Below are 23,582 nucleotides of genomic sequence, written 5' to 3' on the forward strand. Positions count from 1 at the left end.
GCCCCCCACCACTCGCTAGCTCGCGGTGGGACCCTGCGAGGGGGCCGACAGGGCAGCGACGGCGCGCATCCCGAGGGGTGCGCGCCGTCGTCGTTCCGGGGACGCCGGCCGGGCCCGAGGTGGTTGCCCTGCGCACCGACCCGGGGCCGGTGTGCGGCACGTCATGGAGGACGCTTGCCGGGTGACCCGCACCGCCCCCGACCGCAGCAGCACCGGCACCGGCACCGGCACCGGCACCGGCACCGATCGTCGTCGGGGTCTCGGCCTCATGGCCGTCGCCATCGTGCTCACGGCGCTCAACCTCCGGACCGCGGTCACCAGCGTCGGCCCCGTCCTGCAGGAGATCCAGCGGGGGCTCGGCATCTCCAGCGGCCTGGCCGGGGTGATCACCACCATGCCGGTGCTCTGCTTCGCGCTGATCGGGTTCACCGGCCCGGCGCTGTCGGCGCGCTACCGCGACGCGCACGTGCTCGCCGGCGCCCTCATCGCGATGACCGCCGGGCTCGCGCTGCGCAGCCTGGCCGAGGCCTTCCCCGTCTTCCTCGCCGGGACGGCGCTGGCCATGGCCGGCGGGGCCCTCGGCAACGTCATGCTCCCGGGCCTGGTGAAGCGCCATTTCCCGGGGCGGACCGGCCCGCTGGTCGGCGCGTACAGCACGGCGATGGGCCTGGGCGCGACCCTGGCCGCCGTCACCGCGCAGCCCATCGCCGACGCGACGGGCACCGACGGCGGGGGGTGGCGCTGGGCGCTGGTCGTCTGGGCGCTGCCGGCGCTCGTGGCGGCCGGCGTGTGGCTGGCCGTCCCGGCCGCTCCCGACGTCTCCCGCCGGAGCCACTCGGCCGTCCGGATGCGGGCGCTGGTGCACAGCCCGACGGCGCTGGCGATCACCGCGTTCTTCGGCGTCCAGGCGCTGCAGGCCTACGTCGTCATCGGGTGGTCGGCGCAGTACCTGCGGGACTCGGGGCTCAGCGCGGCGACGGCGGGGCTGCTCCTGGGCCTGAACTCCGTCGTCGGCCTGCCGCTGAGCGCCGTCATCCCGTCGCTCACCGTCCGGCCGCGCCTGCAGCGCCCGCTGCTGGTGGTCTTCATCGCCAGCTACGTGACCGGCTGGGTGGGCCTCTGGACGGCGCCGACCGCCGCGCCGTGGCTGTGGATGGTGCTGATCGCCGTCGGCATGGGCACCTTCTCGATGGTGCTGACCCTGATCGGCCTGCGCGCCCGGACGCCCGAGACCGTCTCCGCGCTCTCCACCGTGAGCCAGAGCTGGGGCTACGTCGTCGCGGGGGCCGGCCCGCTGCTCGTGGGCGTGCTGCGCGGGGCGACCGGCAGCTACGACGGCATGTTCGTCATCGTCCTCACCGGCGTCGCGGTGCTCGCCGTCGCCGGGTGGATCGCCACCCGGCAGGTGTTCGTCGACGACGAGGTGGACCGGTCGGTGCCCGGCTGGTCACCGGCGGGGCGCTGCTCCGAGGTGCTGGAGAGCGCCGGCGTCGAGGTCCCCGCGGCCGCACGGGTCGACGGCACCCCGCCGCCGCGCGGCTAGTACTGCGGCCGTCAACGTTCGCCCGCCCGGCGGCTGCCTTCCCGAGACCGCCGCGGATGGCGACGGAGTGCGCAGATGGCCAGTTTTCGGCACGGGAATGGCGCGTCTGCGCACACTGTCCTGACGCGAAGCGCTACCCGGCCCAGCTTGGACCAGTCGAAGGTTGCGTGACGCGGTACTAGGGGCGCCGGGTCTCCGCCCGGGTGAAGTTGCGGAACGAGCGCGACGGGGTGGGTCCGCGCTGGTCCTGGTAGCGGGAGCCGTAGACCGCCGAACCGTACGGGTGCTCGGCCGCGCTGGTCAGCCGGAACAGGCAGAGCTGCCCGATCTTCATGCCCGGCCACAGGGTGATCGGCAGGTTCGCCACGTTGGACAGCTCCAGCGTGATGTGCCCGGAGAAGCCGGGGTCGACGAAGCCCGCCGTCGAGTGGGTGAGCAATCCGAGACGTCCCAGACTCGATTTTCCCTCGAGCCTGGCTGCGAGGTCGTCGGGGATGCTGACGACCTCGAGCGTGGAGCCCAGCACGAACTCTCCCGGGTGCAGCACGAACGGCTCGTCGCCCTCGGGCTCGACGAGGGTGGTGAGGTCGTCCTGCTGCTTCGCCGGATCGATGTGGGTGTACCGCGCGTTGTTGAAGACGCGGAAGAACCGGTCCAGCCGGACGTCGATGCTGGACGGCTGCACCAGCCCCGGGTCGTAGGGTTCGATGCCGAGGCGTCCCCCGGCGATCGCGGCCGTGATGTCGCGGTCGCTCAGCAGCATGGCGCGGAGTCTAGGGAACGCCGTCCCCCCTCCGTCCGGGTGAAGGCCGCCGTCCGGCCCTCAAGCAGCAGCCGGCCGGCGCCGTAGCCGCCCCGGAGAGCCCCGCCGTGACCGGCCGGGCCACGCGGCGCGCCGGAGGACACGGGATGACGAGCAAGCGGGTGCTGGGCGCCGTGCTGACCGGGGCGGTCGTGGCCGGTTACGCGGGTGCGGCGGCCTGGTCGGCCTGGGCCGCGCCGACCATCGAGGAGGCGACCGGCTTCGGGCCGGGCGACGGGCTGACCCGTTACGCCCTCACCGCGCAGGCGGGCGTCGCGGGCGACCTGCTCGGCGCCCTCGAGGCGGTGCCGGGCGTCGCCAGCGCCCAGTGGGTCGGGGGCGGTCGCGCCCTCGTCGCCGTCGGCGGCGTGACGCCGGAGCGGCTGCGCGCCGTGCCCGGGGTGGCCGACGTCGAGCTCTCCCCGTCGGTCCCGGTGCTGGGCACCGTCACCGACCCGTTCTTCCCCCAGTACGGCTGGAACCTGGAGAACACCGGCAGCAACGCCTACCTGCAGACGGCCGTCGCCGACGCCGACGTGGACGCCACCGCGGGCTGGGACAGCGGTACCGGCGCCGGCCGCGTCGTCGCCGTCGTCGACACCGGCTTCGACTCCGACCACCCCGACCTGGCCGGTTCGCTGTGGACCAACCCGGACGAGCCGTGCGGCACGGCCGACACCGACGGCAACGGCCTGGCCGGCGACTGCCACGGGTGGAACTTCTACGCGGACAACGCGGACGTCGACAACGGCGCCATGGGAACCCACGGCACCAGCGTCGCCGGCGTGATCGGTGCCCGGGCCGGCAACGGCGCGGGCTCGGCCGGCGTCGCACCGGACGTGCGGATCATGCCGCTGGTCGCCGGCGGCGGGGAGACCGTCGACGTGTACCTGTGCGCCCTCGCCATCCGGTACGCCGTCGACCACGGGGCGGACGTCGTCAACGCCTCGTGGGGCGGGCCGTTCAGCGGCCCGGCGCTCGACGAGCTGCGCTCGGCCATCGCCTACGCCGAGGCGCACGACGTGCTGGTGGTCGCGGCGGCGGGCAACGACTCGGCCGACCGCGACACCACGCCGATGTACCCGGCGAGCCTGACCGAGGCCAACGTGGTCACCGTCGGCAGCTCGACGGCGGCCGACACGCTCGCCGGCCACTCGGCCTACGGCGCCGCCTCGGTCGACCTGTTCGCCCCCGGCTACAAGGTGGCCACGACCTCGAACGACGGTGGCCTGCGCCTGGTCGACGGCACCTCCGTCGCCGCGCCGCACGTCGCCGCCGCGGTGGCCCTGTACCGGGCCGCGCTGCCCGGGGCCTCCGCCGCCGAGCTGAAGGCCGCGCTGCTGGCCGACGTGGATTCCGTGCCCGCGTTCGTCGGCCGGTCGGTGACCGGCGGGCGGCTCACGCTGAGCCGGGTCGGGAACGCCCTCGCGGGCGCCCCCCGCTACGCGTTCACCTCCATGACCGCCCCGCCGGGCACCGTCACGCCGGCGATCGGGGTGAGCGGCTCCGCCGGGCCCGGCCGGTACTCGGTCGCCATCGGCCTCGGCATGGAGCACGCGGGCGAGATCTGGGCGCTCTCGCAGAAGCCGGTGACCCTGCACGGGGTGACCGTCCCCACCGACGACGCCGGTGACGCCGTCTTCGACCTCGGCGCCCTGGACGACTTCGACGGCATCGGGCTCTCCCCCGCCGTGGAGCTCGGCGACGGGCGCTACGTCCTGGCCGTGCAGCTGTACCGCGACGGGGAGCCGCTGGGCCGCACCCACGCTGCCCCGCTGCTCGTGTCGGCGACGGGCACGACGCCGGACGCGCCGGCGCCGGATCCCGCACCCGACGGCAGCACGCCGGACGGCACGACCCCCGACGGCACGACGCCCGGGGGCAGCAGCCCCGGCGGCACCGCTCCGGGCGGCACCACACCTCCGCCGACGACCGGCTCCCCCGGCCTCCCGGGGACGACGCCAGGCACCACCCCGGACGGCGGCAGCACCCCCGACGGCACCACGCCGGACGGCACGGCCCCCGAGGGGGGTACCCCCGAGGAGGTCGCGCCCGAGGGCAGCACCCCCGACGGCACCGCCCCCGAGGACAGCACCCCCGACGGCACGAGCCCCGGCGGCACCAGCCCGGGGAGCACCACGCCCGGTGGGACCACCCCGGACGGCACCACCCCGGGGAGCACCACGCCCGACGGCGGCACACCCGGGACGACCACGTACCCCGAGGTCGGCGTCTTCCGCATCACGTCGCTCAGCCCGAACCTGGTGGGCACCGACGGCGGCACGCTCGTGACGATCACCGGCCGCGCCCTGCCCGCCGACCCCACCGTGCGCATCGGGGCGACCACCACCGCGGCCGTCGTGCACGGCGACAGCGGCAGCGTCGTCTTCCGGGTGCCGGCACGGGTCGCGGGGGTCTACGACGTCTCGGTCTACGCGCCCGACGGCCGGTCGACCGTGCTGAGCAACGCGCTCACCTACGCCGAGGAGGTCGCCCCCGCACCGGAGGCGCCGTCCGGGACGGCCCCGGACGGCACCTCGCCCGAGGGCACCACCCCGGACGGCACGGCTCCGGAGCCGACCACGCCGGGTGGGAGCACCACTCCCGGCGCGCCCGCTCCGGGCGGCACCACGCCCGGCGGGCCGGCTCCGGACAGCGGGCCGGTGGTCCGCGAGGGTCCGGCCGGCGAACGGCTCGTGCGCTCGGACCGGTTCCGCGCCCTGAGCTCGATCTGGTCGGTGGACTGCGCCTCCTCCTGCACCGGCGTCGCCCTCTGACGGCCGCCGCGCCGCACCGGCGTCCCTGAGCCACCGCGCCCCGTCCGACTTCCCCATGCGGACGGGGCGCGGTGTCGTCTCGCTCGTACCGGCCGGGGGTGCGCCGGCCGAGGAACCGGACGCAGCCGGTCGGAGTGCGACGGAGGTGTCGCTGAACACCGGCCACGAGGACGTCACCGGGCTCTCGCAGATGGCGGAGGAGCTCCGGTCGGAGGCGACCGGCTTCCTGGCGGAGATGCGGCGCTGAGGAGGCCGCTGTCGCGGCGGCGGGGCGACGAGGTAGTCTCGGCGCCGTCCGCGGGTGTAGTTCAATGGTAGAACATCAGCTTCCCAAGCTGACAGTGCGAGTTCGATTCTCGTCACCCGCTCCACTCCCGAGGCCCCGGTCGCAGCGACCGGGGCCTCGGTGCGTTGCGGCCTTCCACCGGCCGATCACGGAACGGAACCGGGCCCTTGGTCCCTGGGGGACGAACGGATGGTGCCGCACCATGGCCACAGCGCTTCCCCCCGGCGGGTCGCGCTCCTACGGTCAGGCCGTGTCCCCGCCCGACCGCCGGCACCACCGGTGAGCGACGACGCCGCGGCGCTCACGGCTGCGCTGCGTGCCGCTGCCTCCGGCGGGCAGCTGGAGGCGACCCTCCGGGAGATCGTCGAGGCGGCCGTCCGGCACGTGGGCGCGAGCTACGGCGCCCTGGGCGTGCTCACCCCCGACGGGCGCGCCCTGGACCGGTTCGTCACGGTGGGCATGGACCAGGAGGACCACGAGCGCATCGGCCGGCCGCCCGCGGGCGCCGGCATCCTGGGCCTCCTGGTCCAGGACCCGACGCCGCTGCGGCTGGCCGACCTGGGGCGGCACCCGGCGTCCGTCGGCATCCCGCTCGGGCACCCGCCGATGCGGTCCTTCCTGGGCGTGCCGGTCCGGGTCCGCGACTCCGTGTTCGGCAACCTCTACCTCACCGAGAAGCGCACCGGCACGGCGTTCACCGACGCCGACCTCGAGGTGGCCCAGGGGTTGGCGGCGGTGGCGGGGCTGGCCATCGAGAACGCCCGCCTGCTGGAGCACGCGGAGCAGCGCCGGGCGTGGTCGCAGGCCGGTACCGACATCGCCACGGCGCTGCTGTCGGGCCGCCCGACCGGCGAGGTGCTGCGCGCCGCGGCGGCCGGCGTCGCCGAACTGGCCGGCGCCGACGCCGTCGGCATCCTCGCGCCCCTGCCCGGGGACGAGGGGACGCTGACCGTCACCGCCGCCGTCGGTCCGGAGGCCGCCGACTCCGAGGGCGTGCGCATCCCGCTGACCGGCACCCGCCTGGGGGAGGCGCACCGCTCCGGCACCCCGGTGCTGGTCGACGACGTCGCCATCCCGCAGAAGCCGGGCACCGTCCACGCCGCGGTGATCGGGGAATTCACCGACCGGTACGGCCCGGCCCTGTTCCTGCCGCTGGGCGGCCCCTCGCCGCCGACCACCCTGGTCGCGCTGCGCCTGCGGAGCCGACCACCCTTCGACCCAGCGGTGCTCGAGCCGGCCGCGGCCTTCGCCACCCACGCGACCGTCGCCATGCGCCTGGTCCGCAGCCAGCAGCGGGAGCAGCGGCTGCAGGTGCAGGCCGATCGCGACCGCATCGCCCGCGACCTGCACGACCATGTGGTGCAGCGGATCTTCGCCACCGCCCTGGCGCTGGACCGGCTGGGCCGCTCCCTGGGAGAGACCGCTCCCGACGTCGCCGGCCGGATCGCGGGGCACGTGGACGAGCTCGACGGGACGATCGCCCGGATCCGCGCGTCGATCTTCGAGCTGCACGGTGCGCAGGACTCCTCGTCGGACGCCGTCCGGCGACGGCTGGCCGAGGTGGTGCGGTCGGTGACCGACGGGCACGGCGTGCGCCCCGACCTGCGCGTGCGCAGCGAGGTCGAGGACCTGCCGCCGGACCTGGCCGGCGACGTGGTCGCCGTGGTCCGCGAGCTGGTCACCAACGTGGTGCGCCACGCCGGCGCCACCCGCGTGACGGTGGCGGTGGCCCTGGGCGACGAGGTCGGCGTCGTCGTCACCGACGACGGGGGTGGGCTGCCGGCGGTCACCGTGCGCAGCGGGCTGGCCAACCTCGCCGATCGCGCCGAGCGCCGCGGCGGGCGCCTGGCGATCTCCACCGGGACGTCGGGGACCGAGATCCGGTGGACCGTGCCGCTGCCGGCCTGACCGGCACCGTCGTCCTCAGCGGCGGACGTCGCGCAACTCGGTGGCCAGGATCGCGGCCTGGGTGCGGCGCTCCAGCCCCAGCTTGGCCAGCAGGTGGCTGGTGTAGTTCTTCACCGTCTTCTCGGCCAGCCCCATCCGCTCGCCGATCTGGCGGTTGGTCAGCCCCTCCCCGATGAGCGCCAGGACGGTGCGCTCCTGGTCGGTCAGCACCGCCAGCCGGTCACCACCGGACCTCGGTCGGGGCGGGGGTCCGGGCTCGGCCAGGGTGCCGCCGCCCGCCACGGTGCGCACCGCCTGCACCAGCGCCGAGCCGCGCACCTGCTTGAGGACGAAGCCCGCCGCCCCGGCCCGGACCGCCTCGTCGCGGGCCGCCCGGTCGGCGTAGCTGGTCAGCACCAGGCACCGCAGGCCCGGGAGGCGCGCGGTCAGGTCGCGGCAGAGCCCGGCACCGTCGCCGTCGGGCAGCCGCATGTCCAGCACGGCGACGTCGGGACGGACGGCGGGCGCGCGGGCCAACGCCTCCGCGCACGAGCCGGCCTCTCCCACCACGGAGATGACCGGGTCGTCCTCGAGGACGTCGGCCACGCCGCGGCGCACCACCTCGTGGTCGTCGACGAGGAAGACCCGCACGGTCGGTGGCCGGCCCGCTGCACGCTCCACGTGCCAACGCTAGACCCGTGACCCCCTCCAGGGCACCGCCCCGAGCGTGCGGGGGGCCCTTCCCTACGCCGGGAGCAGCAGCGCGGCGTACAGGGTCAGCCCCGGCCCGAACGCCATGGCCACGATCGGGCCGTCGACGTCGGCAAGCTCCTGCAGCACCAGCAGCACGGTCGCCGACGAGCAGTTGCCGTGCTCGGCCAGCACCCGGCGCGAGGCCCCGACCTGCTCCTCGCGCAACCCCAGCTCGTCGCGGACGACGTCGATGATGCGCGGGCCCCCGGGGTGGACGGCCCAGCCGGCGACGTCCTCGGTGCGCAGGCCGGCCCCGGCGAGCAGTTCCCCGACGACGTCGCCCACGTGTCGCGACAGGACGTCGGGCACGCGCGGCGACAGCCCCATGCGGAAGCCGAGGTCGGTGACGTCCCAGGTCATGTGGTCGGCGGTGGAGGCGTCGGTGCGCGCCACGACCCCGGCCAGCCGGCGCCCGCGCCCGGCGCCGGGTTCGACGACCACGGCCGCGGCGGCGTCGGAGAAGAGCGCGTGCGCGACGACCTGCTCGAGGTCGGCCTGGGCCGGCTGCACGTGCAGGCTGGTCAGCTCGCAGCAGAGCAGCACCGCGGGCCGGGACCGGGCGGTGACGAAGTCGGCGACGGCCGCGAGCCCGGGGATGGCCGCGTAGCAACCCATGTGCCCCACCAGCAGCCGCTGCAGCCCCGGCGGCATGCCGAGGTCGCTGGCCAGCCGGATGTCCAGCCCGGGGGTGGCGTAGCCGGTGCAGGTGGCGACGGCGAACAGCCCCACGTCGCCGGGAGCGAGCCCGGCGGAGTCCAGGGCGCCGGCCACGGCCTGCTTGCCCAGCGGCAGCGCCTCCTGGATGTACCGGGCCATCCGCGCGCCGGTGCCCCAGCCGCTGAGGTCCTCGTCCATCGGGTTGGCCACCGCGTGCCGACGGCGGACCCCGGCGCCCAGGAAGATCCGCCGGGCGGCGCGCACCCCCGCGTAGTGGGTCGAGAAGAACCCGTCCCAGGCGGCTTCCTGGTCCAGCGTGCTGGGCAGCGCGGCCCCCGCCCCGGTGAGGACGGCGGCGGTCACGACCGCGGCTCCACGGCCGCCCTGATCGGGATCATGCTGCCGACGGTACGTGCGCCGCCGTCGCGTCGCCCGGTCACCGCTTCCGGCCGTAACCGGCGAAGACGACGGCCGTGGACCGGATCGGTTTCATGCGCACCGAGTCGCGGCGGCCCAGCCGCCAGGCGATCGCGTCGCGCACCGACGGGCGCAGGCCGACCAGGCGGAGGTCGAGGCCCAGCCGGTCGGCGGCGGTGAGCAACCGGTCGCGGTCGACGAAGAGCGCCGGGTCGTGGATGCCCGGAGGGGGGCCGCCGGGGAGCCGCTCGGCCACGGTGACCATGAGGAAGCGGCCGATGCGGGTGGCGGCCAGCGCGTCGACGACCAGGACGCCGCCCGGCCGCAGCAGCCGGACGCACTCGGCGAGCACCGCGACGTCGTCCGCCACGTGCTCGAGGATCTCGCCGGCGACGACGACGTCCGCGCAGCCGTCGGTCAGCGGGACGGCGAGCACCGAACCGCGCACCGGCAGCACCCCGTGCGCGCGGGCGGTCCGCAACCCCTCCGTGCCGAGGTCGACGCCGACGTGCCGGTAACCGAGTCGGGCGGCGTGCGGGGCCATCAGCCCCCCGCCGCAGGCCAGGTCGACCAGCAGCCCGCTCCCGCTCGCCGGCGGGATGTGCTCGGCCCGGGAGGCGGCCAGCCAGTGCAGGGCGGCGAAACCGCCCGCGGGCTGCCACCACTGGTCGGCGAGGTCGTCGTACTGGGCGGGGTCGTTGCGCGGCAGAACGGTGTCTCGCACGGAGGCCTAGCCCTTCTTCAGCGGATCGTGCCCCCAGTTCATCAGGCTGTAGCGCCACCGGGAGGTCTCGACGTCCTCCTGGGCCGGCTGCTGGGCGAGGTGGCGCGCCACGTAGCCGTGCACCTTGCGCATGTGGGCGAGGTCGTCGTCGTCCAGGTCGCCCTTCTTCGTGCGCAGCAGCTCGACGATGCGCCGCCCCGAGGCGTGGCCGGTGGACGCACCGTCACCGTCCTTCTGCCCGACGGACTGCGACTCCTCGGTCTCCAGCCACTTCTCCAGCTCGCCCGCGGTCATGTTCACCGCCTCGCCGAACTCCCGCCGGATCGTGTCGGGGTCGTCGCTCGCCATGCTTCCTCCGCTCGGTCGGTCGCCCTCCCCGGTACCGCCGCACCGGCCGGGGGAAACGGGGCGTCTGGTACTGCTGGTACCCCTGTCCCGTCCCCGGAGGTCCCCGTGTCCGTCACCGTCGTCGGCAGCCTCAACGAGGACGTGCTCGTGTCCGTCGACCGGCTGCCCGGCCGGGGGGAGACGGTCGTGGCCCGCGACTCGGCGCTCGCCCCGGGCGGGAAGGGGGCCAACCAGGCCGCCGCCGCCGGCGTCCTCGGGGGCGGCGTGCACATGGTGGGCCGGGTCGGCGACGACCCCGCCGGTGACCGGCAGCTGGCCGCACTGGCCTCCTCCCGGGTCAACGTCAGCCGCGTGCTGCGCACGATCGGCACGCCCACCGGCACCGCGACCATCCCCGTGGAGGCGGGCAGCGGCGAGAACCTGATCGTCGTCGTGCCCGGTGCCAACGCCGAGCTCGCGCCCGAGGACGTCGACGTGCCGTCGGTGCGCTCGGCCCGGGTGCTGCTGCTCCAGCTCGAGGTGCCGCTGCCGGCGGTGGAGGCGGCGGCCCGGGCCGCGTCCGGCACCGTCGTCCTCACGCCGGCGCCGCCCGCCCCGCTGCCCGACGTGCTGCTGCAGCGGGTGGACGTGCTCGTCCCCAACGAGCACGAGCTGGCGCTGCTGGCCGGCGCCGAACCCGGCGACCGCTCACCCGCCGAGCTGGTGCAGCTCGCCCGCCGGGTGACGACGGGCGCGGTCGTGGTCACCCTCGGCGCGCGCGGCGCCCTGGTCGTCCCCGCGGAGGGCCCGGCCCTGCTGCAGGCGCCGCCGCCGGTCACCGCCGTCGACACGACGGGCGCCGGGGACTGCTTCTGCGGTGCGCTGGGGCAGGCGCTGGCCGGTGGCGCCGTCCTCGCCGACGCCGTCCGCCAGGCCGTCGCCGCGGCGGCGGCCTCCACCACCGGTCCGGGAGCGCGCGGCGCGCTGCCCGACGAGGAGGCCGTGCGCGCCCTCCTCCCCCGGGTGCCCCCGGCCGGCCCGGTGGGCTGACCCCCGGTTTCCCCGGCGGCCGACCGGGCACAGGCTCCCCGACCGAACCGAGGAGGAACCCGCGATGAGCGAATCCCACCGCACGCCCCGCAGCGCCGAACGCGCCGAGGGCGACCCGGCCGGCGAGCAGCCCGGCAGCGGCCGCACGCCGCACCCCGAGGAGCCGGCCGAGGGCCGTGCCGACACCGCCGGCGGTGGCGCCGACACCCCCGACACCTGACCCCCGGCGCCGCGCCGTGGTGACCGACGTCTCAGCCCTGTCCGGTCGCGCACCGGTTTCCCACCGCCACGGCACGGGCACGCACCGGCGCATGGAGGACAACCTGGACCACACCCGGACCACCCACGAGTCGACCGACGGAGCGCGGGCCGACTCCTCCACGGAGACCGCGGCGCGGGCCGTGGCCCGGCTGCTGGCCAACCCGCGCCGCACCCGCCGGGCCTGAGCCGACGCCGCAGTCACGCTGCGTCGTCACACGTTCACCTCCGCTCCCCGGCGCCCCGCGGAGCCCGGGCGCCCCTCGTCACCCAGAGCGATCAGCCCCGGCGTGCCGCGAACTGCTCCGTCACGTCCTGGTGCACCATCGCTGACGTGACCGCCGCCATGCCCCTGTCCGACGCCGACGACGCCACGGCACCGGTTCGCCGCAGCCGCGCCGAGCGGCAGGCGATCGTGCTGGACACCGCCGAGCGGCTCTTCGCCGGGCGCAGCTCCCGCAGCGTCGGCATGGACGAGCTGGTCCGCGAGACCGGCCTGGGCAAGATGACGGTCTACCGGCTGTTCAAGAGCAAGGACGACCTCGTCGGGGCCTACCTCAGCCGCAAGGCGGCCACCGTGCTCGCGTTCATCGACGCGGAGCTGGACCGGCTCGAGGGCGACCCGCGGGCCGCGCTGCTGTCCGTCGTCGACGCCGTCGAGCGCGACGTCACCCGCACCGGGTTCCGCGGCTGCCCGTTCACCAACGTCAGCAGCGAGTACGACGACCCGCAGCACCCCGCCCGCAGCGCCGCCGCCGACTACAAGTTCGAGCTGCACGCCCGGCTGGAGCGGCTGGCCGACGAGATCGTGCCGGGCGACGGCGAGGACCTCGCCGCGCAGGTCCACCTGATCATCGACGGCATGTACCTCTCCGGCGGCCTGCTGGGCCCCGACGGCCCCGCCGCCCACGGCCGGCAGCTGGCCGAGCGGCTGATCGAGATCGCGGCCGCCCGCGGCTGACCGCAGGATGGGCCGGTGACCGACGACCGCACGCGGCCCGACCTCGACGACCAGACCGTGGAGGCGCTCGGCAAGCTGTCCGAGGCCCTGGAGACCGTCGACCAGGCCCGTGGCTTCCTCTACGCCTTCCACCAGCTGACCGGCAAGGCCGACCGGCTCCTGCAGGAGTCCGTCGAACTGTTCCGCGAGGCCGGGGCCACGCCGCTGGCCGCCGACCTCGAGCGCGACCTGGTCGGGCGCAACGTCATCGCCGACCGGTGGACGTTCCAGGTCGTCGAGGACTTCGACGAGAACTACTGGGCCACCTTCCGCGCCTACGACGCCCGTGCCCGGGACGAGCTCGCCGGGGGCGACCGGCACGTGTTCGAGGCCCGGATGAAGCAGCGCGAGCGCACCGCCGGCCACCCCGCGCACGAGGCCGGTCCCGCGCTGGCCGAGTGAGCGCCACCGGCGCAGCCGCCCGGAGGTGGGCCGGTCGCGGGGGCCGGAGGCTCCCCGACCGGGACACGGGCAGCGGCTCCGCCCGCCGGGGACGGCAACTGGCCGCGGTGTCGCCCGGCGGGCGACAATGCTGCGATGACCATGCCGGACGAGAACAACGCGGGCTCCGACCGCGAGGCCCAGCCGCTCGGCGCGCAGCAGGCGCCCGGCGAGGACCGCGACTCCCTGGGCGCCACGGAGGGCCCGGCCGACGGCATCGCCGGCCCGGCCTACCCGCCCGCCGACACCGAACCGGACGCCCGGTGACCGGCCCCGGACGCGAGCCTGCCGGCGCGCAGCGCGACCCGCTGAGCGTCGGCCTGGGCTCCCAGGCCTCGGGCGACCAGGCCTCGGGCGACCCCGCCGTCGAACCGGACCGCACCGCCGAGCGGCCGGCCGAACCGGCCCCGGCCCGCGAACGGCACACCGGGAAGGCCATCGGCCGGTCGCTGGCGCTGGCGCTGCTGATCTTCGTCACCGTGGTACTGGTGCTGTTCGTCGTCTTCAACGGCCAGTCGGTGCAGATCAGCCTCGTCTTCACCGACGTCGAGGGCCCGCTTGTCGTCGCCCTGCTGGTCGCCGCGGCGCTCGGCGGCCTGCTGGTGTGGCTGGCCGGTGCGGTCACCCGCGCACGGCGGCGCAAGCGCTGACCCCTCCGGGTCAGGCTCCCGGCGCAGGCGTGTCCGGCGACCCGGTGCTTGCCGTTACTACTCGCGAGTAATAGTTTTTGTTACTCGCGAGTAGGACGACGCCGTCCGCCGGCACGGAGCACGGGAGCCTGAGCGCAATGACGCACTACACCGCCAACCTGCGGGACCTCGAGTTCAATCTCTTCGAGTTCCTGGACACCAAGGACAAGTTCGGCACGGGTCCGTTCGAGCAGATGGACGCCGGCACCGCGCGCGGGATCCTGGCCGAGGTCCGCAAGCTCGCCGAGGGCCCGGTCGCTGCGTCCTTCGTCGACGCCGATCGCAACCCGCCGGTCTTCGACCCGGCGACGAACTCGGTGACCATCCCGGAGTCGTTCAAGAAGTCGTACAAGGCCGTCGAGGACGGCGAGTGGTCCCGCCTCGACCTGCCCGAGCACCTCGGCGGCTTCGGCGCACCGCACGCCCTGACCTGGGGCGCTTTCGAGATGATCCTCGGCGCCAATCCCGCCGTGTTCATGTACGGCTCGGGCGCGGCCTTCGCGGCCATCCTCGACGAGCTGGGCACGCCGGACCAGAAGCGCCTGGCCGAACTCATGCTCGAGCACCGCTGGGGCGCCACGATGGTGCTCACCGAGCCCGACGCGGGCTCCGACGTCGGTGCCGGCACCACCAGGGCCGTGCAGCAGCCCGACGGTTCCTGGCACATCCACGGCGTGAAGCGGTTCATCACGTCGGCCGAGCACGACATGAGCGACAACATCATCCACCTGGTCCTGGCCCGCCCCGAGGGCGCGAAGGCGGGCACCAAGGGTCTGTCGCTGTTCGTCGTCCCCAAGTTCCACGTCGACCTCGCGACCGGTGAGCTGGGCGAGCGCAACGGCGCCTACGTCACCAACGTCGAGAAGAAGATGGGCCTCAAGGTCTCCACGACCTGCGAGCTCACCTTCGGTGACGGCCCGGTGCCGGCGCAGGGCTGGCTGGTCGGCGAGGTCCACGACGGCATCGCCCAGATGTTCAAGGTCATCGAGCACGCCCGGATGTTCGTCGGCGCGAAAGCGATCGCGACCCTCTCGGCCGGTTACCAGGTCGCACTGGACTACGCGAAGACCCGTATCCAGGGCGCCGACCTGACGGCGACCAGCAAGGACGCCCCCCGGGTGGCCATCACCCACCACCCGGACGTCCGCCGCTCGCTGATGCGGCAGAAGTCCTACGCCGAGGGCATGCGGGCGCTGTACCTCTACACTGCGGGCTTCCGCGACCGTGTCACCGAGGCCGAGGCCACCGGTGACAGCGAGGCGGCCCGGCTCGCCGAGCGGGTCAACGACCTGCTGCTGCCGATCGTGAAGGGCTTCGGCTCCGAGCGGGCCACGGAGCTGCTCACGTCCGAGTCGCTGCAGACCCTGGGCGGTTCGGGCTTCCTGCAGGACTACCCGATCGAGCAGTACATCCGGGACTCCAAGATCGACACCCTCTACGAGGGCACGACGGCGATCCAGGGCCAGGACTTCTTCTTCCGGAAGATCGTCAGGGACGGCGGCGTCGCGCTGACCTGGCTGGCCGAGCAGATCCAGGCCACGGTCGACGGCGACGCCGGCAACGGCCGGCTCAAGGAGGAGCGGGCACTGCTCGGCACCGCCCTGCAGGACGTCCAGGGCATGCTCACCGCGATGTTCGACCACCTGACCGCCGCCCAGGAGGACATGTCCTCGCTGTACAAGGTCGCGCAGAACACCAGCCGGCTGCTGCTGGCCACCGGCGACCTGGTCACCGCGTGGCTGCTCATCCGCCAGTCCGAGGTGGCCCTGGCCGCCCTCGCCGGCGAGGTCAGCGAGAAGGACAAGCACTTCTACGAGGGCAAGTTCGCCGCCACCCGCTTCTTCGCCACCCAGGTGCTGCCGAAGCTCGCGGCGGAGCGGGCGATCGTCGAGGCCACCGACAACGCCCTCATGGAGGTCGCGGAGGACTGCTTCTGATGTCGCCCTCCGGGCTCCGACCGCGGCCAGGGGGCGTCCCCCTGGTGCGCTGAGACTGAGCCGCTGCCCGTGTCCCGGTCGGGGACCCTCCGGGCCCCGCGACCGGTCCACCCCGCACGACGAGCGAGGCCGCCTTCCCGCTGGGAGGCGGCCTCGGTCGTTTGGGGCAGACGACGACGGGCATGGGCGAGAGGACAGCCGACGGACAGGAGGCCGGCATGACCGATCCCCAGGGCAGCGACCGCATCCAGCAGGACATCCCGACCGCGTCGGGCACGGGGGCCAACAGCGACCTGGCCTCCTCCTTCGACGACGTGCCGCTCACCGCCGAGGAAGGCGTCGAGCGGGACGCCGAGCAGGGGGACGACCTCCCGGCCCGCGCGGACGGCGACGTCGCCCGCGCCACTCGCGCCGGCGCCACCGGCGAGGTCTCGGGCCCGACCGACCGATCAGGAGACGACGGCCGATGAGCGAGTCTCAGCCGACGGGGTACCGCGAGTCCCCCGACACCACCGGCGACGCCGCCGCTCCGGCGGACGCCGACGACGTCACGCTGACCACCGACGACGAGGCCCAGCGGGACGACTCGGTCGCCCGCCCCGGCAACGAGGCCGACTGAGGGAACCCGCGGCCGCGGGTCGCGGGCTCCCCCGGTCGGTGTGCCGCCGCACCACCAGGTCGGGGCGGGCTGTGTGGGCGGCAACCGTGGGGCACATCGCACCGGCGGCCTAGCGTTCCCACCATGGCGGTCAACGGTCCCCTGGTCGGGCGGCGGGCACTCATCACCGGTGGTGCGTCGGGGATCGGCCGCGCCTGCGCCGTCCGGCTGGCGGCCGACGGTGCCGACGTCGTGGTCGTCGACCGGGACGCCGAGGCTGCGCGGTCCGTGGCCGCGGAGGTGGGCGGCACCGCGGTCACGGCCGACCTGTCCGACCTCGCCGCCGTCGACCGCCTCGACCTGGCCGTGGACGTGCTGGTCAACAACGCCGGCCTGCAGCACGTCGCCCCGGTCCACGAGTTCCCGGTCGACCGCTTCTCCCACATCCTGCGGCTCATGGTGGAGGCGCCGTTCCGGCTCGTCCGCGGCGCACTGCCGCACATGTACGACCGGGGCTGGGGCCGGGTCGTCAACATCAGCTCGGTCCACGGGTTGCGCGCCTCCCCCTACAAGGCCGCCTACGTGACGGCCAAGCACGGCCTGGAGGGGCTGTCCAAGGTCGTCTCCCTGGAGGGCGCCGCCCGGGGCGTCACGTCCAACTGCGTGAACCCCGCCTACGTGCGGACGCCGCTGGTGGAGGGGCAGATCGCCGCGCAGGCGGAGGCGCACGGCCTGTCGGAGGACCAGGTCGTGGAGCAGGTCATGCTGGCGCCGGCGGCGGTCAAGCGGCTCATCGAGCCGGCGGAGGTGGCCGACGCGGTCGCCTGGCTGTGCTCGCCCGCCGCGGCCTCGGTCACCGGCACCTCGCTGGTGATGGACGGCGGGTGGACCGCACGGTGACCGCGCGACCGGCCAGAATGCCGGTCGTGCCCCCGTCCCCGCCCGTCCCCGACCGCGACGGTCCGCGCCCGGCCGTGGGGCGGGCGGCGGAGTACTTCGAACTGCTGCTGGGCGACGCCGCGGCGATCGAGTACGAACGCCCCCTGGTCCGGGCGCGGGCGGCGGGGGCCGACGCCGACGAGCTGGCCGAGCTCGACCGGGTCAAGCTGCTGGCGCTGGAGGTACGCGAGGCGTTCGCCGCCCGGCGCCGGCGGGAGTCCGAGCTCACCGCCCTCTTCGACACCGCGAACGACCTCGCGGCGCTGCGCGGGGTCGACTCGGTGCTCACCGCCATCGTCCGGCGGGCCCGCCAGCTGCTGGGCAGCGACGTCTCCTACCTGACGCTGAACGACCCCGCACGGGGCGACACCTACATGCGGGTCACCGACGGCTCGGTCTCGGCCCGGTTCCAGGGGCTTCGGCTGCCGATGGGCGCGGGGCTGGGCGGGCTCGTCGCCCAGACCGCCGCCCCCTACGCCACGGCCGACTACTTCGCCGACCCGAGGTTCCGGCACACGACCGAGATCAACGACGGCGTACACGACGAGGGGCTCGTCGCGATCCTCGGGGTGCCTCTCGTCCGCGGCGCCCAGGTCATCGGCGTGCTGTTCGCCGCCGACCGCACCGAGCGCACCTTCGACCGGTCGCAGGTGTCCCTGCTGGGGTCGCTGGCCGCCCACGCCGCCATCGCCCTCGACAACGCCCGGCTGCTCGAGGAGACCCGGTCGGCGCTGGACGAGCTCTCGGCGGCCACCCGCCGGCTGCGCGCCCACACGGCATCGGTGGAGCGGGCGGCCGGCGCCCACGACCGGTTCATCGACGTCGTCCTGCGCGGCGGCGGGGTGGAGGACGTCGCCGCGGCGGTCACCGAGGCCCTCGGGGGCAGCATCACCGTGCTCGACGAGGAGGGCCGGGCCGTCTCGCCCGGTGCCGGTGCGGCCACCGAGCTGCCACCCGACCCCGCCGGCGCGCTGACCCTGGCCCGCGCCACCGGCCGGACGGTGCAGGACGGCAGCTGGTGGACCGCCGCCGTGACGGTGGGCAGCGAGCTGCTGGGCGGGCTGGTGCTCCACCGCGAGGAGGAGCTCGCCGACTCCGACCAGCGGATCCTGGAGCGTGCAGCGCTCGTCACCGCGCTGCTGCTGCTGATCCGGCGGACGGCGGGCGAGGCGGAGAACCGGGTGCGCGGGGAGCTGCTCGAGGCGCTCCTGAGCCCAGGTCTCCGGGATCCCGACGGGCTCCGGGAGCGCGCCCGCCGGCTCGGCGCGGACCTGGACCGCCCGCACGCCGTCGTCGTCGCCCGGGTCGATGCCCGGTCCCGCCCGCGGGCCCTGGCCACCGCGGCCCACCTGGCGGCGACCCGCGGCGGGCTGGCCGGCCTGCACGGGGGCTGCGTCGTCCTCTGCCTGCCCGGCCTGGAGCCCGGCCCCGCGTCGGCCACCGTGCGTCGCGAGCTCGGTGCCGCCGGCGCCGGTGCGGTCACCGTCGGCGGCGCCGGACCGGCCGTCGGCCCGGATGCCGTGGCCGCCGCCCACGCGGAGGCGGCCCGCTGCGCGACCACCCTGGTGGCGCTCGGCCGCGAGGGGGACGCGGCGAGCGCCGACGAGCTGGGGTTCTTCGGCCTGCTGGTCGGCGAGGGGCGCGACGTGCCCGCCTTCGTGCGGGCGACGCTGGGCCCCGTCCTCGAGTACGACGCGAGGCGGGGCACGGACCTGGAGGGGACGCTGGAGGCGTTCTTCGCGGCGGGCAGCTCACCGGCCCGGGCGGCGGAGAGCCTGCAGGTGCACGTCAACACCGTCACCCAGCGCCTGGACCGGATCGGCCGGCTGCTCGGTCGCGAGTGGTCCTCCCCGGCCCGCGCCCTGGAGGTCCAGCTGGCGCTCCGCCTGCACCGGCTGACCCGCGTCGACCCCGGCTGAGCGAGGACGCCGCCGCGCGCCGCCGGCCCGCCGGGGGCGGCCTCCTACCCTGGGCGCGTGCAGCCGCCCCTCACCCAGCCGCCGGTCCTGCCGGTCGAGGAGTGGCAGGGGCGGGCCGCCGCGCACGAGGCACGCGTGGACCGCTGGGCCGCGCCGCACCGCGAGCGCCGCCTCCGCGGGGAGGCGCACCCGGTCCTGGACTTCCTGTTCACCTACTACTCCGAGACCCCGGGCCGGCTGCGCCGCTGGCACCCCGGCGCGGACGTCGCCCTCGCCATTCCCGCGCCGTACGAGGGCCGGCGCTGGTACGCCACCGACGGCGCGACCGTGCGACTCGACACCGGTGCCTTCCTGGCCGACCGCGGGGACACCGTCCGCTTCGTCCGCCGGCTGCTCGTGGCCACCGCCGCCCGCCCGGCGTTCACCGGGTGCTTCGGCCTGCACGAGTGGGCGATGGTCTACCGCGACACCGGAACCCGGCACCCGATCCCCCTCCGCCTCGGGCAAGAGGGCACCGACGCCATCGTCGATGCCCACCCGGTGCGGTGCAGCCACTACGACGCGTTCCGGTTCTTCACCCCGGCCGCCGCGCCGCGGAACCGGCTGCAGCCCACCCGCGAGAGCCAGCCGCAGCTGGAGCAACCGGGCTGCCTGCACGCCGGCATGGACCTCTACAAGTGGGCCTACAAGCTCAGCCCCGCCACCCCGGGTGAGCTGGTCGTCGACTGCTTCGAGCTGGCCGTGGCGATCCGCGAGCTGGACATGCGGGCCTCGCCGTACGACCTGCGCGACCACGGCTACGCCCCCGTGGCGATCGAGACGCCCGAGGGCAAGGCCGAGTACGTGGCCGGGCAGCGGGAGTTCGCCGTCCGGGGTGCGGAGCTGCGGCAGCGCCTCGTCGACGTCTGCGACCGCCTCCTCGCCGGCAGCCCACCGCCGCCGTCCCCGCGATCCGGGATCAGGTGACCTGATCATCGCGGGCGGGCCGGGGTCGTCGATCAGACCCCGTCGTGCGGGCGGTTGCCGCCCACCCCGGCACCGATCTCGTCCCGGAGCCGCTCCACCGCCCGGCCCGGCGGCGGGTTCTCGGCCGGGCGACGGCGGCCGCGACGGCGCTCGCCCAGCCGGTCCACCAGCCCGGCGATGCCGCCGGGCACGAAGAGGACGACGAGGATGAACAACGTGCCGAGGATGAACAGCGGCTCGGACAGCGGCACCCGGAGCCAGGCGGGCAGGTCCTGCACCGCCGGCGAGGACGCCAGGTCGGTCAGCCGGCTGTCCAGGTAGGTGTAGAGCACGCCACCGAGCACCGCACCCCACCGGCTGCCGGCGCCGCCGAGCACGACCATGACCAGCAGCCCGATGGTGAAGTCGGCGGTGGTCACGCGGGGCGTGGAGCCACCCAGCAGCAGCAGGTGCACGATGCCGCCCAGGGTGGCCAGCAGCCCGGCCAGCACGAACACGAGCAGCTTGAAGCGGTAGGGCCGCAGCCCCAGCACCTCCACCCGCCGCTCGTTCTCCCGGATCGCCTGCCAGACCCGCCCCGCCCGGGAGCGGGTCACCCAGGTCACCACCGCGTACACCAGCACCAGGTAGGCCAGCGCCAGCCAGTACTTGTTCACGGTGTTGAAGACGCCGACGAACGCGTCGGGGATCGGGGTGCGGTCGACCGCCAGCCCCTCCTCGCCGCCGGTGAGCCCGCCGGGGTCCTGCAGCACGATGATCGAGCCGACCTGGGCGGTGGCGAGGGTGACCATGGAGAAGGCGATGCCGGAGACGCGCAGCGCCACGCTGCCGATCACCAGCGGGAGCACGATGCCCAGCACCGTCGTCGCCGCGATCGCCGCACCCAGCCCCCAGCCGAGCTCGGTCAGCAGCAGGTTGGCCCCGTACGTGCCCGCCGCGAAGTAGAGGGCGTGCCCGAACGAGAGCAGCCCGGTGAAGCCGAACAGCAGGTCGAAGGAGAGGGCGACGCCGCCGAACACCAGGCACAGCGCCAGGAGCTGCAACGTGCCCGGGCTGTTGAGCACCCCGTCGAAGAGCCCCGGCAGGTTCAGGGTCGAGTAGGGCAGCAGCGCCAGGACGACCAGCACCACCAGCGGAGCCAGCCGCCGCACGTTCCTCCGGTTCACGGCCCTGTCCTTCACGCCAACCTCGCACTCAGGCCGCTGGGCCGGGCCAGGAGCACCACCGCCAGCAGCAGCACCACCGACAGGTCACCCACCCCGCTCGCGGCGTAGTAGTTCGCGAACTGCTGCACCAGACCGACCAGCACCGCGGCGGCGGCCGTACCGGTGATCGAGCTCATGCCGCCGATGACCACGACGATGAAGGCGAAGATCAGCAGGGAGGTGCCCTGCCCCGGGGAGATGGAGCCCAGGTAGATGCCGCCCAGCGCCCCGGCCAGGGCCGCGAAGGCACCGCCGATCGCGAAGACCAGGGTGAACGCCTTCCGGACGTCGATGCCCAGCGCCGTCACCATGGTCCGGTTCTCCACGCCGGCCCGGATGATCAGGCCGACGCGGGTGAAGCGGAGGAAGGCGAGCACCGACACCAGCACGACCACCGCGCTGACGATGAGCAGGAACCGGTCGTTGGGCACGTTGGCGCCCAGCACCGACGTGGTGCCCTGCGCCCACTCCGGACGCGGGAACGGCCGGGGGTCGGAGCCCCAGACAGCCCGCACGAGGGCGACCAGGGCGAGGCTGAGGCCCACCGTGACGAGGACCTGCTCGATGTGCCGCTGGTACAGCGGCCGGATGAGCAGCAGTTCGATCAGGGCCGCGACCAGCGTGCCGACGCCGACGCCGAACGCCACGGCGAGGACGAAGCCCCAGCCGGTGGACCCGGCACCGGGGAGGTTGCCGGCGGCCCACCACGTCCCGTAGGCCCCGATGGTGAGGAAGGCGCCGTGGGCGAAGTTCAGCACGTCCATGAGGCCGAAGATCAGCGACAGCCCGGAGGCCACCAGGAAGTACAGCGCCGCGAGCCCGAGGCCGGTGATCGACAGCAGCACGAAGGTGGTCACCGGTGGTCACCTCCCCCGCTGGCGGCCACGCCGAGGAGCTCGCGGGTCCGGTCGGCGTCGGTCAGCAGGTCGTCGGCCGGCCCCGACCAGGCGACCCGCCCCTGGTCGATGACGACGGCGTCCTGCGCCATCCGCTGGACGACGGTCAGGTTCTGCTCGACGAGCAGGATCGTCACCTCCTCGGCCGCGCGGGCCAGCACGTCGGCGACCTCGGCCACCAGCAGCGGCGCCAGCCCCTTGGTCGGCTCGTCGATGAGCAGCAGCTGGTTGTCGTTGAGCAGCAGGCGCGCGATGGCGACCATCTGCTGCTGGCCCCCGGAGAGCGTGCCGGCGAGCTGCCGGCTGCGCTTCTGCAGCTCGGGGAACAGCTCGTAGACCCGGTCGTGGTGGTGGTCGGAGCCGCGCCGCTCGGCCAGCGCCAGGTTCTCCGCCACCGTCAGGCCGGCAAAGACCTCCCGGTCCTCCGGTGCGTAGCCGATCCCGCGGCGGACGATCTCGTGGGTCCGCCGGCCGTCGACCCGCTCCGTCCGGCCGTCACCGCCGGTGAGCTCGATGACCCCGGTGGACGGCACGAGCCCGAGCACGGCTTTGACCGTCGTCGTCTTGCCGGCGCCGTTGCGCCCGAGCAGGGCCGTCACCCCGCCGCGGCGGACGGTGAGGTCCACGCCCTGGAGGATGTGGCTGCCCGACAGCCGGACGTGCACGTCCGACATCCGCAGCAGCGGCGCGCCGCCCTGTCCGCTCACAGCGCCTCCCCGAGGTACGCCTGCTGCACGGCCGGGTCGCCGGTCACGCGCTCGGGGGTGTCCAGGGCCAGCAGCTTGCCGTGGTGCATGACCGCGACCCGGTCGGCCAGCCCGAGCAGGACGTCCATGTGGTGCTCGACCATCAGCACCGTCTTGCCCTCCTCGCGGTGCACCGAGGCGATCACCTCGGTCAGCCCGGCGACGTCCTCGATGCTCACCCCGGCCATCGGCTCGTCCAGCAGGACGACGGCGGGGTCGGTGGCCAGCAGGATCGCCAGCTCGAGCTTGCGCTTGTCCCCGTGGGACAGCGCCCCGGCCAGGTCGTCGCCGCGACCGGCCAGCCCGACCCGGGCCAGCGAGTGCGAGGCGATCTCCTGCGCCGCGTCCCCCGGCCGCACCAGCTGCCAGGGGCGCATGCTCCCGCCCAGCCGGGCCTGCGCGGCCAGCCGGACGTTCTCGCGGACGCTCAGGCCGGCGAAGACCGACGACGCCTGGAACGTGCGCCCCAGGCCCCGCCGGGCCCGCGCCGACGGCGAGGCCCCGGTGATGTCCGCCCCGGAGAGGGTCACGCTGCCGCCGGTCGCGGGGAGCAGCCCGGAGAGCAGGTTGAACAGCGACGTCTTGCCCGCGCCGTTGGGGCCGATGACCGCGACGAACTCCCCGGGGGCGACGTCGAAGGTGACGTCGTCGACGATGACCGCCCCGCCGATGGCGCAGCTGAGCCCGCGCACCTGCAGCACCGGCGCACCCTCCGCAGGGTGGGTGGCCGGTGCCGTCGTGGCACTGGTGGACAACGGGTCCTCC

At 75.0% G+C, this 23,582-nt stretch carries 25 protein-coding genes and 1 tRNA gene; 17 read left to right on the forward strand and 9 right to left on the reverse strand.

Annotation, left to right across the window (positions count from 1 at the left end; all coding sequences use genetic code 11):
- Positions 1–181 precede the first annotated feature (181 nt).
- Positions 182–1,543 (forward strand): CynX/NimT family MFS transporter, encoded by a 1,362-nt coding sequence (locus tag BMW62_RS07105; protein WP_244523889.1) that lies wholly within the window; start codon positions 182–184, stop codon positions 1,541–1,543.
- 178 nt (positions 1,544–1,721) lie between these two features.
- Here the strand turns inward: BMW62_RS07105 and dcd are convergent, their stop codons facing one another.
- Positions 1,722–2,306 (reverse strand): dCTP deaminase, encoded by a 585-nt coding sequence (dcd, locus tag BMW62_RS07110; RefSeq protein ID WP_091930153.1) that lies wholly within the window; start codon positions 2,304–2,306, stop codon positions 1,722–1,724.
- A 146-nt stretch (positions 2,307–2,452) separates the two neighbouring features.
- Here dcd and BMW62_RS07115 point away from each other — a divergent pair, with 146 nt between their 5' ends.
- The 3 genes from BMW62_RS07115 to BMW62_RS07125 all read left to right on the forward strand — a co-directional run bounded on the left by BMW62_RS07115 (position 2,453) and on the right by BMW62_RS07125 (position 7,316).
- Positions 2,453–5,122 (forward strand): S8 family serine peptidase, encoded by a 2,670-nt coding sequence (locus tag BMW62_RS07115; RefSeq protein WP_091930154.1) that lies wholly within the window; start codon positions 2,453–2,455, stop codon positions 5,120–5,122.
- 297 nt (positions 5,123–5,419) lie between these two features.
- Positions 5,420–5,493 (forward strand) — tRNA-Gly (locus BMW62_RS07120).
- A gap of 194 nt (positions 5,494–5,687) precedes the next feature.
- The gene (locus BMW62_RS07125) at positions 5,688–7,316 is read left to right on the forward strand and encodes a GAF domain-containing sensor histidine kinase (protein ID WP_244523890.1); all 1,629 of its coding nucleotides are present in this window, start codon (positions 5,688–5,690) and stop codon (positions 7,314–7,316) included.
- Between the two features lie 15 nt (positions 7,317–7,331).
- Here BMW62_RS07125 and BMW62_RS07130 read toward each other — a convergent pair whose 3' ends face one another.
- The 4 genes from BMW62_RS07130 to BMW62_RS07145 form a co-directional block, all read right to left on the reverse strand.
- Complete coding sequence (locus BMW62_RS07130; RefSeq protein ID WP_091930156.1) at positions 7,332–7,976, reverse strand: response regulator transcription factor; 645 nt, start codon at positions 7,974–7,976, stop codon at positions 7,332–7,334.
- A gap of 63 nt (positions 7,977–8,039) precedes the next feature.
- Complete coding sequence (locus BMW62_RS07135) at positions 8,040–9,068, reverse strand: type III polyketide synthase (protein ID WP_091930157.1); 1,029 nt, start codon at positions 9,066–9,068, stop codon at positions 8,040–8,042.
- A gap of 73 nt (positions 9,069–9,141) precedes the next feature.
- A complete protein-coding gene (locus BMW62_RS07140) occupies positions 9,142–9,846 on the reverse strand; it encodes a methyltransferase domain-containing protein (protein WP_244523891.1) in 705 nt (234 codons plus the stop codon).
- Between the two features lie 6 nt (positions 9,847–9,852).
- The gene (locus tag BMW62_RS07145; RefSeq protein WP_091930158.1) at positions 9,853–10,194 is read right to left on the reverse strand and encodes a DUF3140 domain-containing protein; all 342 of its coding nucleotides are present in this window, start codon (positions 10,192–10,194) and stop codon (positions 9,853–9,855) included.
- Between the two features lie 105 nt (positions 10,195–10,299).
- Here BMW62_RS07145 and BMW62_RS07150 point away from each other — a divergent pair, with 105 nt between their 5' ends.
- The 13 genes from BMW62_RS07150 to BMW62_RS07195 all read left to right on the forward strand — a co-directional run bounded on the left by BMW62_RS07150 (position 10,300) and on the right by BMW62_RS07195 (position 19,970).
- Complete coding sequence (locus BMW62_RS07150; RefSeq protein WP_091930159.1) at positions 10,300–11,223, forward strand: ribokinase; 924 nt, start codon at positions 10,300–10,302, stop codon at positions 11,221–11,223.
- 64 nt (positions 11,224–11,287) lie between these two features.
- Entirely contained in the window at positions 11,288–11,443 is a 156-nt protein-coding gene (locus BMW62_RS22525; RefSeq protein WP_170852250.1) for a hypothetical protein, read from the forward strand.
- Between the two features lie 91 nt (positions 11,444–11,534).
- Positions 11,535–11,669, forward strand: coding sequence for a hypothetical protein (locus BMW62_RS23425; RefSeq protein ID WP_280138624.1), 135 nt, complete (start codon positions 11,535–11,537; stop codon positions 11,667–11,669).
- Positions 11,670–11,815: 146 nt separating this feature from the next.
- Entirely contained in the window at positions 11,816–12,442 is a 627-nt protein-coding gene (locus tag BMW62_RS07160; protein ID WP_244523892.1) for a TetR/AcrR family transcriptional regulator, read from the forward strand.
- A gap of 15 nt (positions 12,443–12,457) precedes the next feature.
- The gene (locus tag BMW62_RS07165) at positions 12,458–12,883 is read left to right on the forward strand and encodes a hypothetical protein (RefSeq protein WP_091930161.1); all 426 of its coding nucleotides are present in this window, start codon (positions 12,458–12,460) and stop codon (positions 12,881–12,883) included.
- A 135-nt stretch (positions 12,884–13,018) separates the two neighbouring features.
- Positions 13,019–13,189 (forward strand): hypothetical protein, encoded by a 171-nt coding sequence (locus BMW62_RS22530; protein ID WP_170852251.1) that lies wholly within the window; start codon positions 13,019–13,021, stop codon positions 13,187–13,189.
- Positions 13,186–13,572, forward strand: a complete 387-nt coding sequence (locus BMW62_RS07170) for a lipopolysaccharide assembly protein LapA domain-containing protein (protein ID WP_091930162.1) — start codon at positions 13,186–13,188, stop codon at positions 13,570–13,572. The genes BMW62_RS22530 and BMW62_RS07170 overlap by 4 nt, the downstream gene beginning before the upstream one ends.
- Before the next feature lie 137 nt (positions 13,573–13,709).
- The gene (locus tag BMW62_RS07175) at positions 13,710–15,548 is read left to right on the forward strand and encodes an acyl-CoA dehydrogenase (protein WP_091930163.1); all 1,839 of its coding nucleotides are present in this window, start codon (positions 13,710–13,712) and stop codon (positions 15,546–15,548) included.
- A 218-nt stretch (positions 15,549–15,766) separates the two neighbouring features.
- Positions 15,767–16,018: a hypothetical protein gene (locus BMW62_RS07180; RefSeq protein WP_091930164.1), complete on the forward strand. Its 252-nt coding sequence runs from the start codon at positions 15,767–15,769 to the stop codon at positions 16,016–16,018.
- Positions 16,015–16,167, forward strand: a complete 153-nt coding sequence (locus tag BMW62_RS22535) for a hypothetical protein (protein WP_170852252.1) — start codon at positions 16,015–16,017, stop codon at positions 16,165–16,167. The genes BMW62_RS07180 and BMW62_RS22535 overlap by 4 nt, the downstream gene beginning before the upstream one ends.
- Before the next feature lie 123 nt (positions 16,168–16,290).
- The gene (locus BMW62_RS07185) at positions 16,291–17,046 is read left to right on the forward strand and encodes a 3-hydroxybutyrate dehydrogenase (RefSeq protein ID WP_091930165.1); all 756 of its coding nucleotides are present in this window, start codon (positions 16,291–16,293) and stop codon (positions 17,044–17,046) included.
- Between the two features lie 17 nt (positions 17,047–17,063).
- Positions 17,064–19,004 carry a helix-turn-helix domain-containing protein gene (locus BMW62_RS07190; protein ID WP_091930281.1) on the forward strand — a complete coding sequence of 647 codons (1,941 nt, stop codon included), beginning with the start codon at positions 17,064–17,066 and terminating at the stop codon, positions 19,002–19,004.
- A 57-nt stretch (positions 19,005–19,061) separates the two neighbouring features.
- Positions 19,062–19,970, forward strand: coding sequence for a 3-methyladenine DNA glycosylase (locus tag BMW62_RS07195; RefSeq protein ID WP_091930166.1), 909 nt, complete (start codon positions 19,062–19,064; stop codon positions 19,968–19,970).
- A 32-nt stretch (positions 19,971–20,002) separates the two neighbouring features.
- Here BMW62_RS07195 and BMW62_RS07200 read toward each other — a convergent pair whose 3' ends face one another.
- From BMW62_RS07200 to BMW62_RS07215, 4 genes are read right to left on the reverse strand one after another with little or no spacing between them, the layout of a single operon-like run.
- Positions 20,003–21,136, reverse strand: a complete 1,134-nt coding sequence (locus BMW62_RS07200; RefSeq protein WP_211435026.1) for a branched-chain amino acid ABC transporter permease — start codon at positions 21,134–21,136, stop codon at positions 20,003–20,005.
- Positions 21,137–21,147: 11 nt separating this feature from the next.
- On the reverse strand, positions 21,148–22,032 hold the full coding sequence (locus tag BMW62_RS07205) for a branched-chain amino acid ABC transporter permease (RefSeq protein ID WP_091930168.1): 885 nt from the start codon (positions 22,030–22,032) through the stop codon (positions 21,148–21,150).
- Positions 22,029–22,778, reverse strand: a complete 750-nt coding sequence (locus BMW62_RS07210) for an ABC transporter ATP-binding protein (protein WP_211435027.1) — start codon at positions 22,776–22,778, stop codon at positions 22,029–22,031. The genes BMW62_RS07205 and BMW62_RS07210 overlap by 4 nt, the downstream gene beginning before the upstream one ends.
- Positions 22,775–23,572: an ABC transporter ATP-binding protein gene (locus BMW62_RS07215; protein WP_211435028.1), complete on the reverse strand. Its 798-nt coding sequence runs from the start codon at positions 23,570–23,572 to the stop codon at positions 22,775–22,777. Before BMW62_RS07215 ends, BMW62_RS07210 begins: the two co-directional genes overlap by 4 nt.
- Positions 23,573–23,582: the final 10 nt, after the last annotated feature.

The sequence above is a fragment of the Blastococcus sp. DSM 46786 genome (assembly GCF_900109665.1).
GTDB classification, from domain to species: domain Bacteria; phylum Actinomycetota; class Actinomycetes; order Mycobacteriales; family Geodermatophilaceae; genus Blastococcus; species Blastococcus carthaginiensis.

Excerpts from the sequence above, each read along its gene's own strand:
- BMW62_RS07175 (WP_091930163.1), top strand. The coding sequence starts at position 13,710 with ATGACGCACTACACCGCCAACCTGCGGGACCTCGAGTTCAATCTCTTC.
- BMW62_RS07190 (WP_091930281.1), top strand. The coding sequence starts at position 17,064 with ATGCCGGTCGTGCCCCCGTCCCCGCCCGTCCCCGACCGCGACGGTCCG.
- BMW62_RS07115 (WP_091930154.1), top strand. The coding sequence starts at position 2,453 with ATGACGAGCAAGCGGGTGCTGGGCGCCGTGCTGACCGGGGCGGTCGTG.
- BMW62_RS22535 (WP_170852252.1), top strand. The coding sequence starts at position 16,015 with ATGAGCGAGTCTCAGCCGACGGGGTACCGCGAGTCCCCCGACACCACC.
- BMW62_RS07185 (WP_091930165.1), top strand. The coding sequence starts at position 16,291 with ATGGCGGTCAACGGTCCCCTGGTCGGGCGGCGGGCACTCATCACCGGT.
- BMW62_RS07145 (WP_091930158.1), bottom strand. The coding sequence starts at position 10,194 with ATGGCGAGCGACGACCCCGACACGATCCGGCGGGAGTTCGGCGAGGCG.
- BMW62_RS07180 (WP_091930164.1), top strand. The coding sequence starts at position 15,767 with ATGACCGATCCCCAGGGCAGCGACCGCATCCAGCAGGACATCCCGACC.
- BMW62_RS22530 (WP_170852251.1), top strand. The coding sequence starts at position 13,019 with ATGACCATGCCGGACGAGAACAACGCGGGCTCCGACCGCGAGGCCCAG.
- BMW62_RS22525 (WP_170852250.1), top strand. The coding sequence starts at position 11,288 with ATGAGCGAATCCCACCGCACGCCCCGCAGCGCCGAACGCGCCGAGGGC.
- dcd (WP_091930153.1), bottom strand. The coding sequence starts at position 2,306 with ATGCTGCTGAGCGACCGCGACATCACGGCCGCGATCGCCGGGGGACGC.
- BMW62_RS23425 (WP_280138624.1), top strand. The coding sequence starts at position 11,535 with ATGGAGGACAACCTGGACCACACCCGGACCACCCACGAGTCGACCGAC.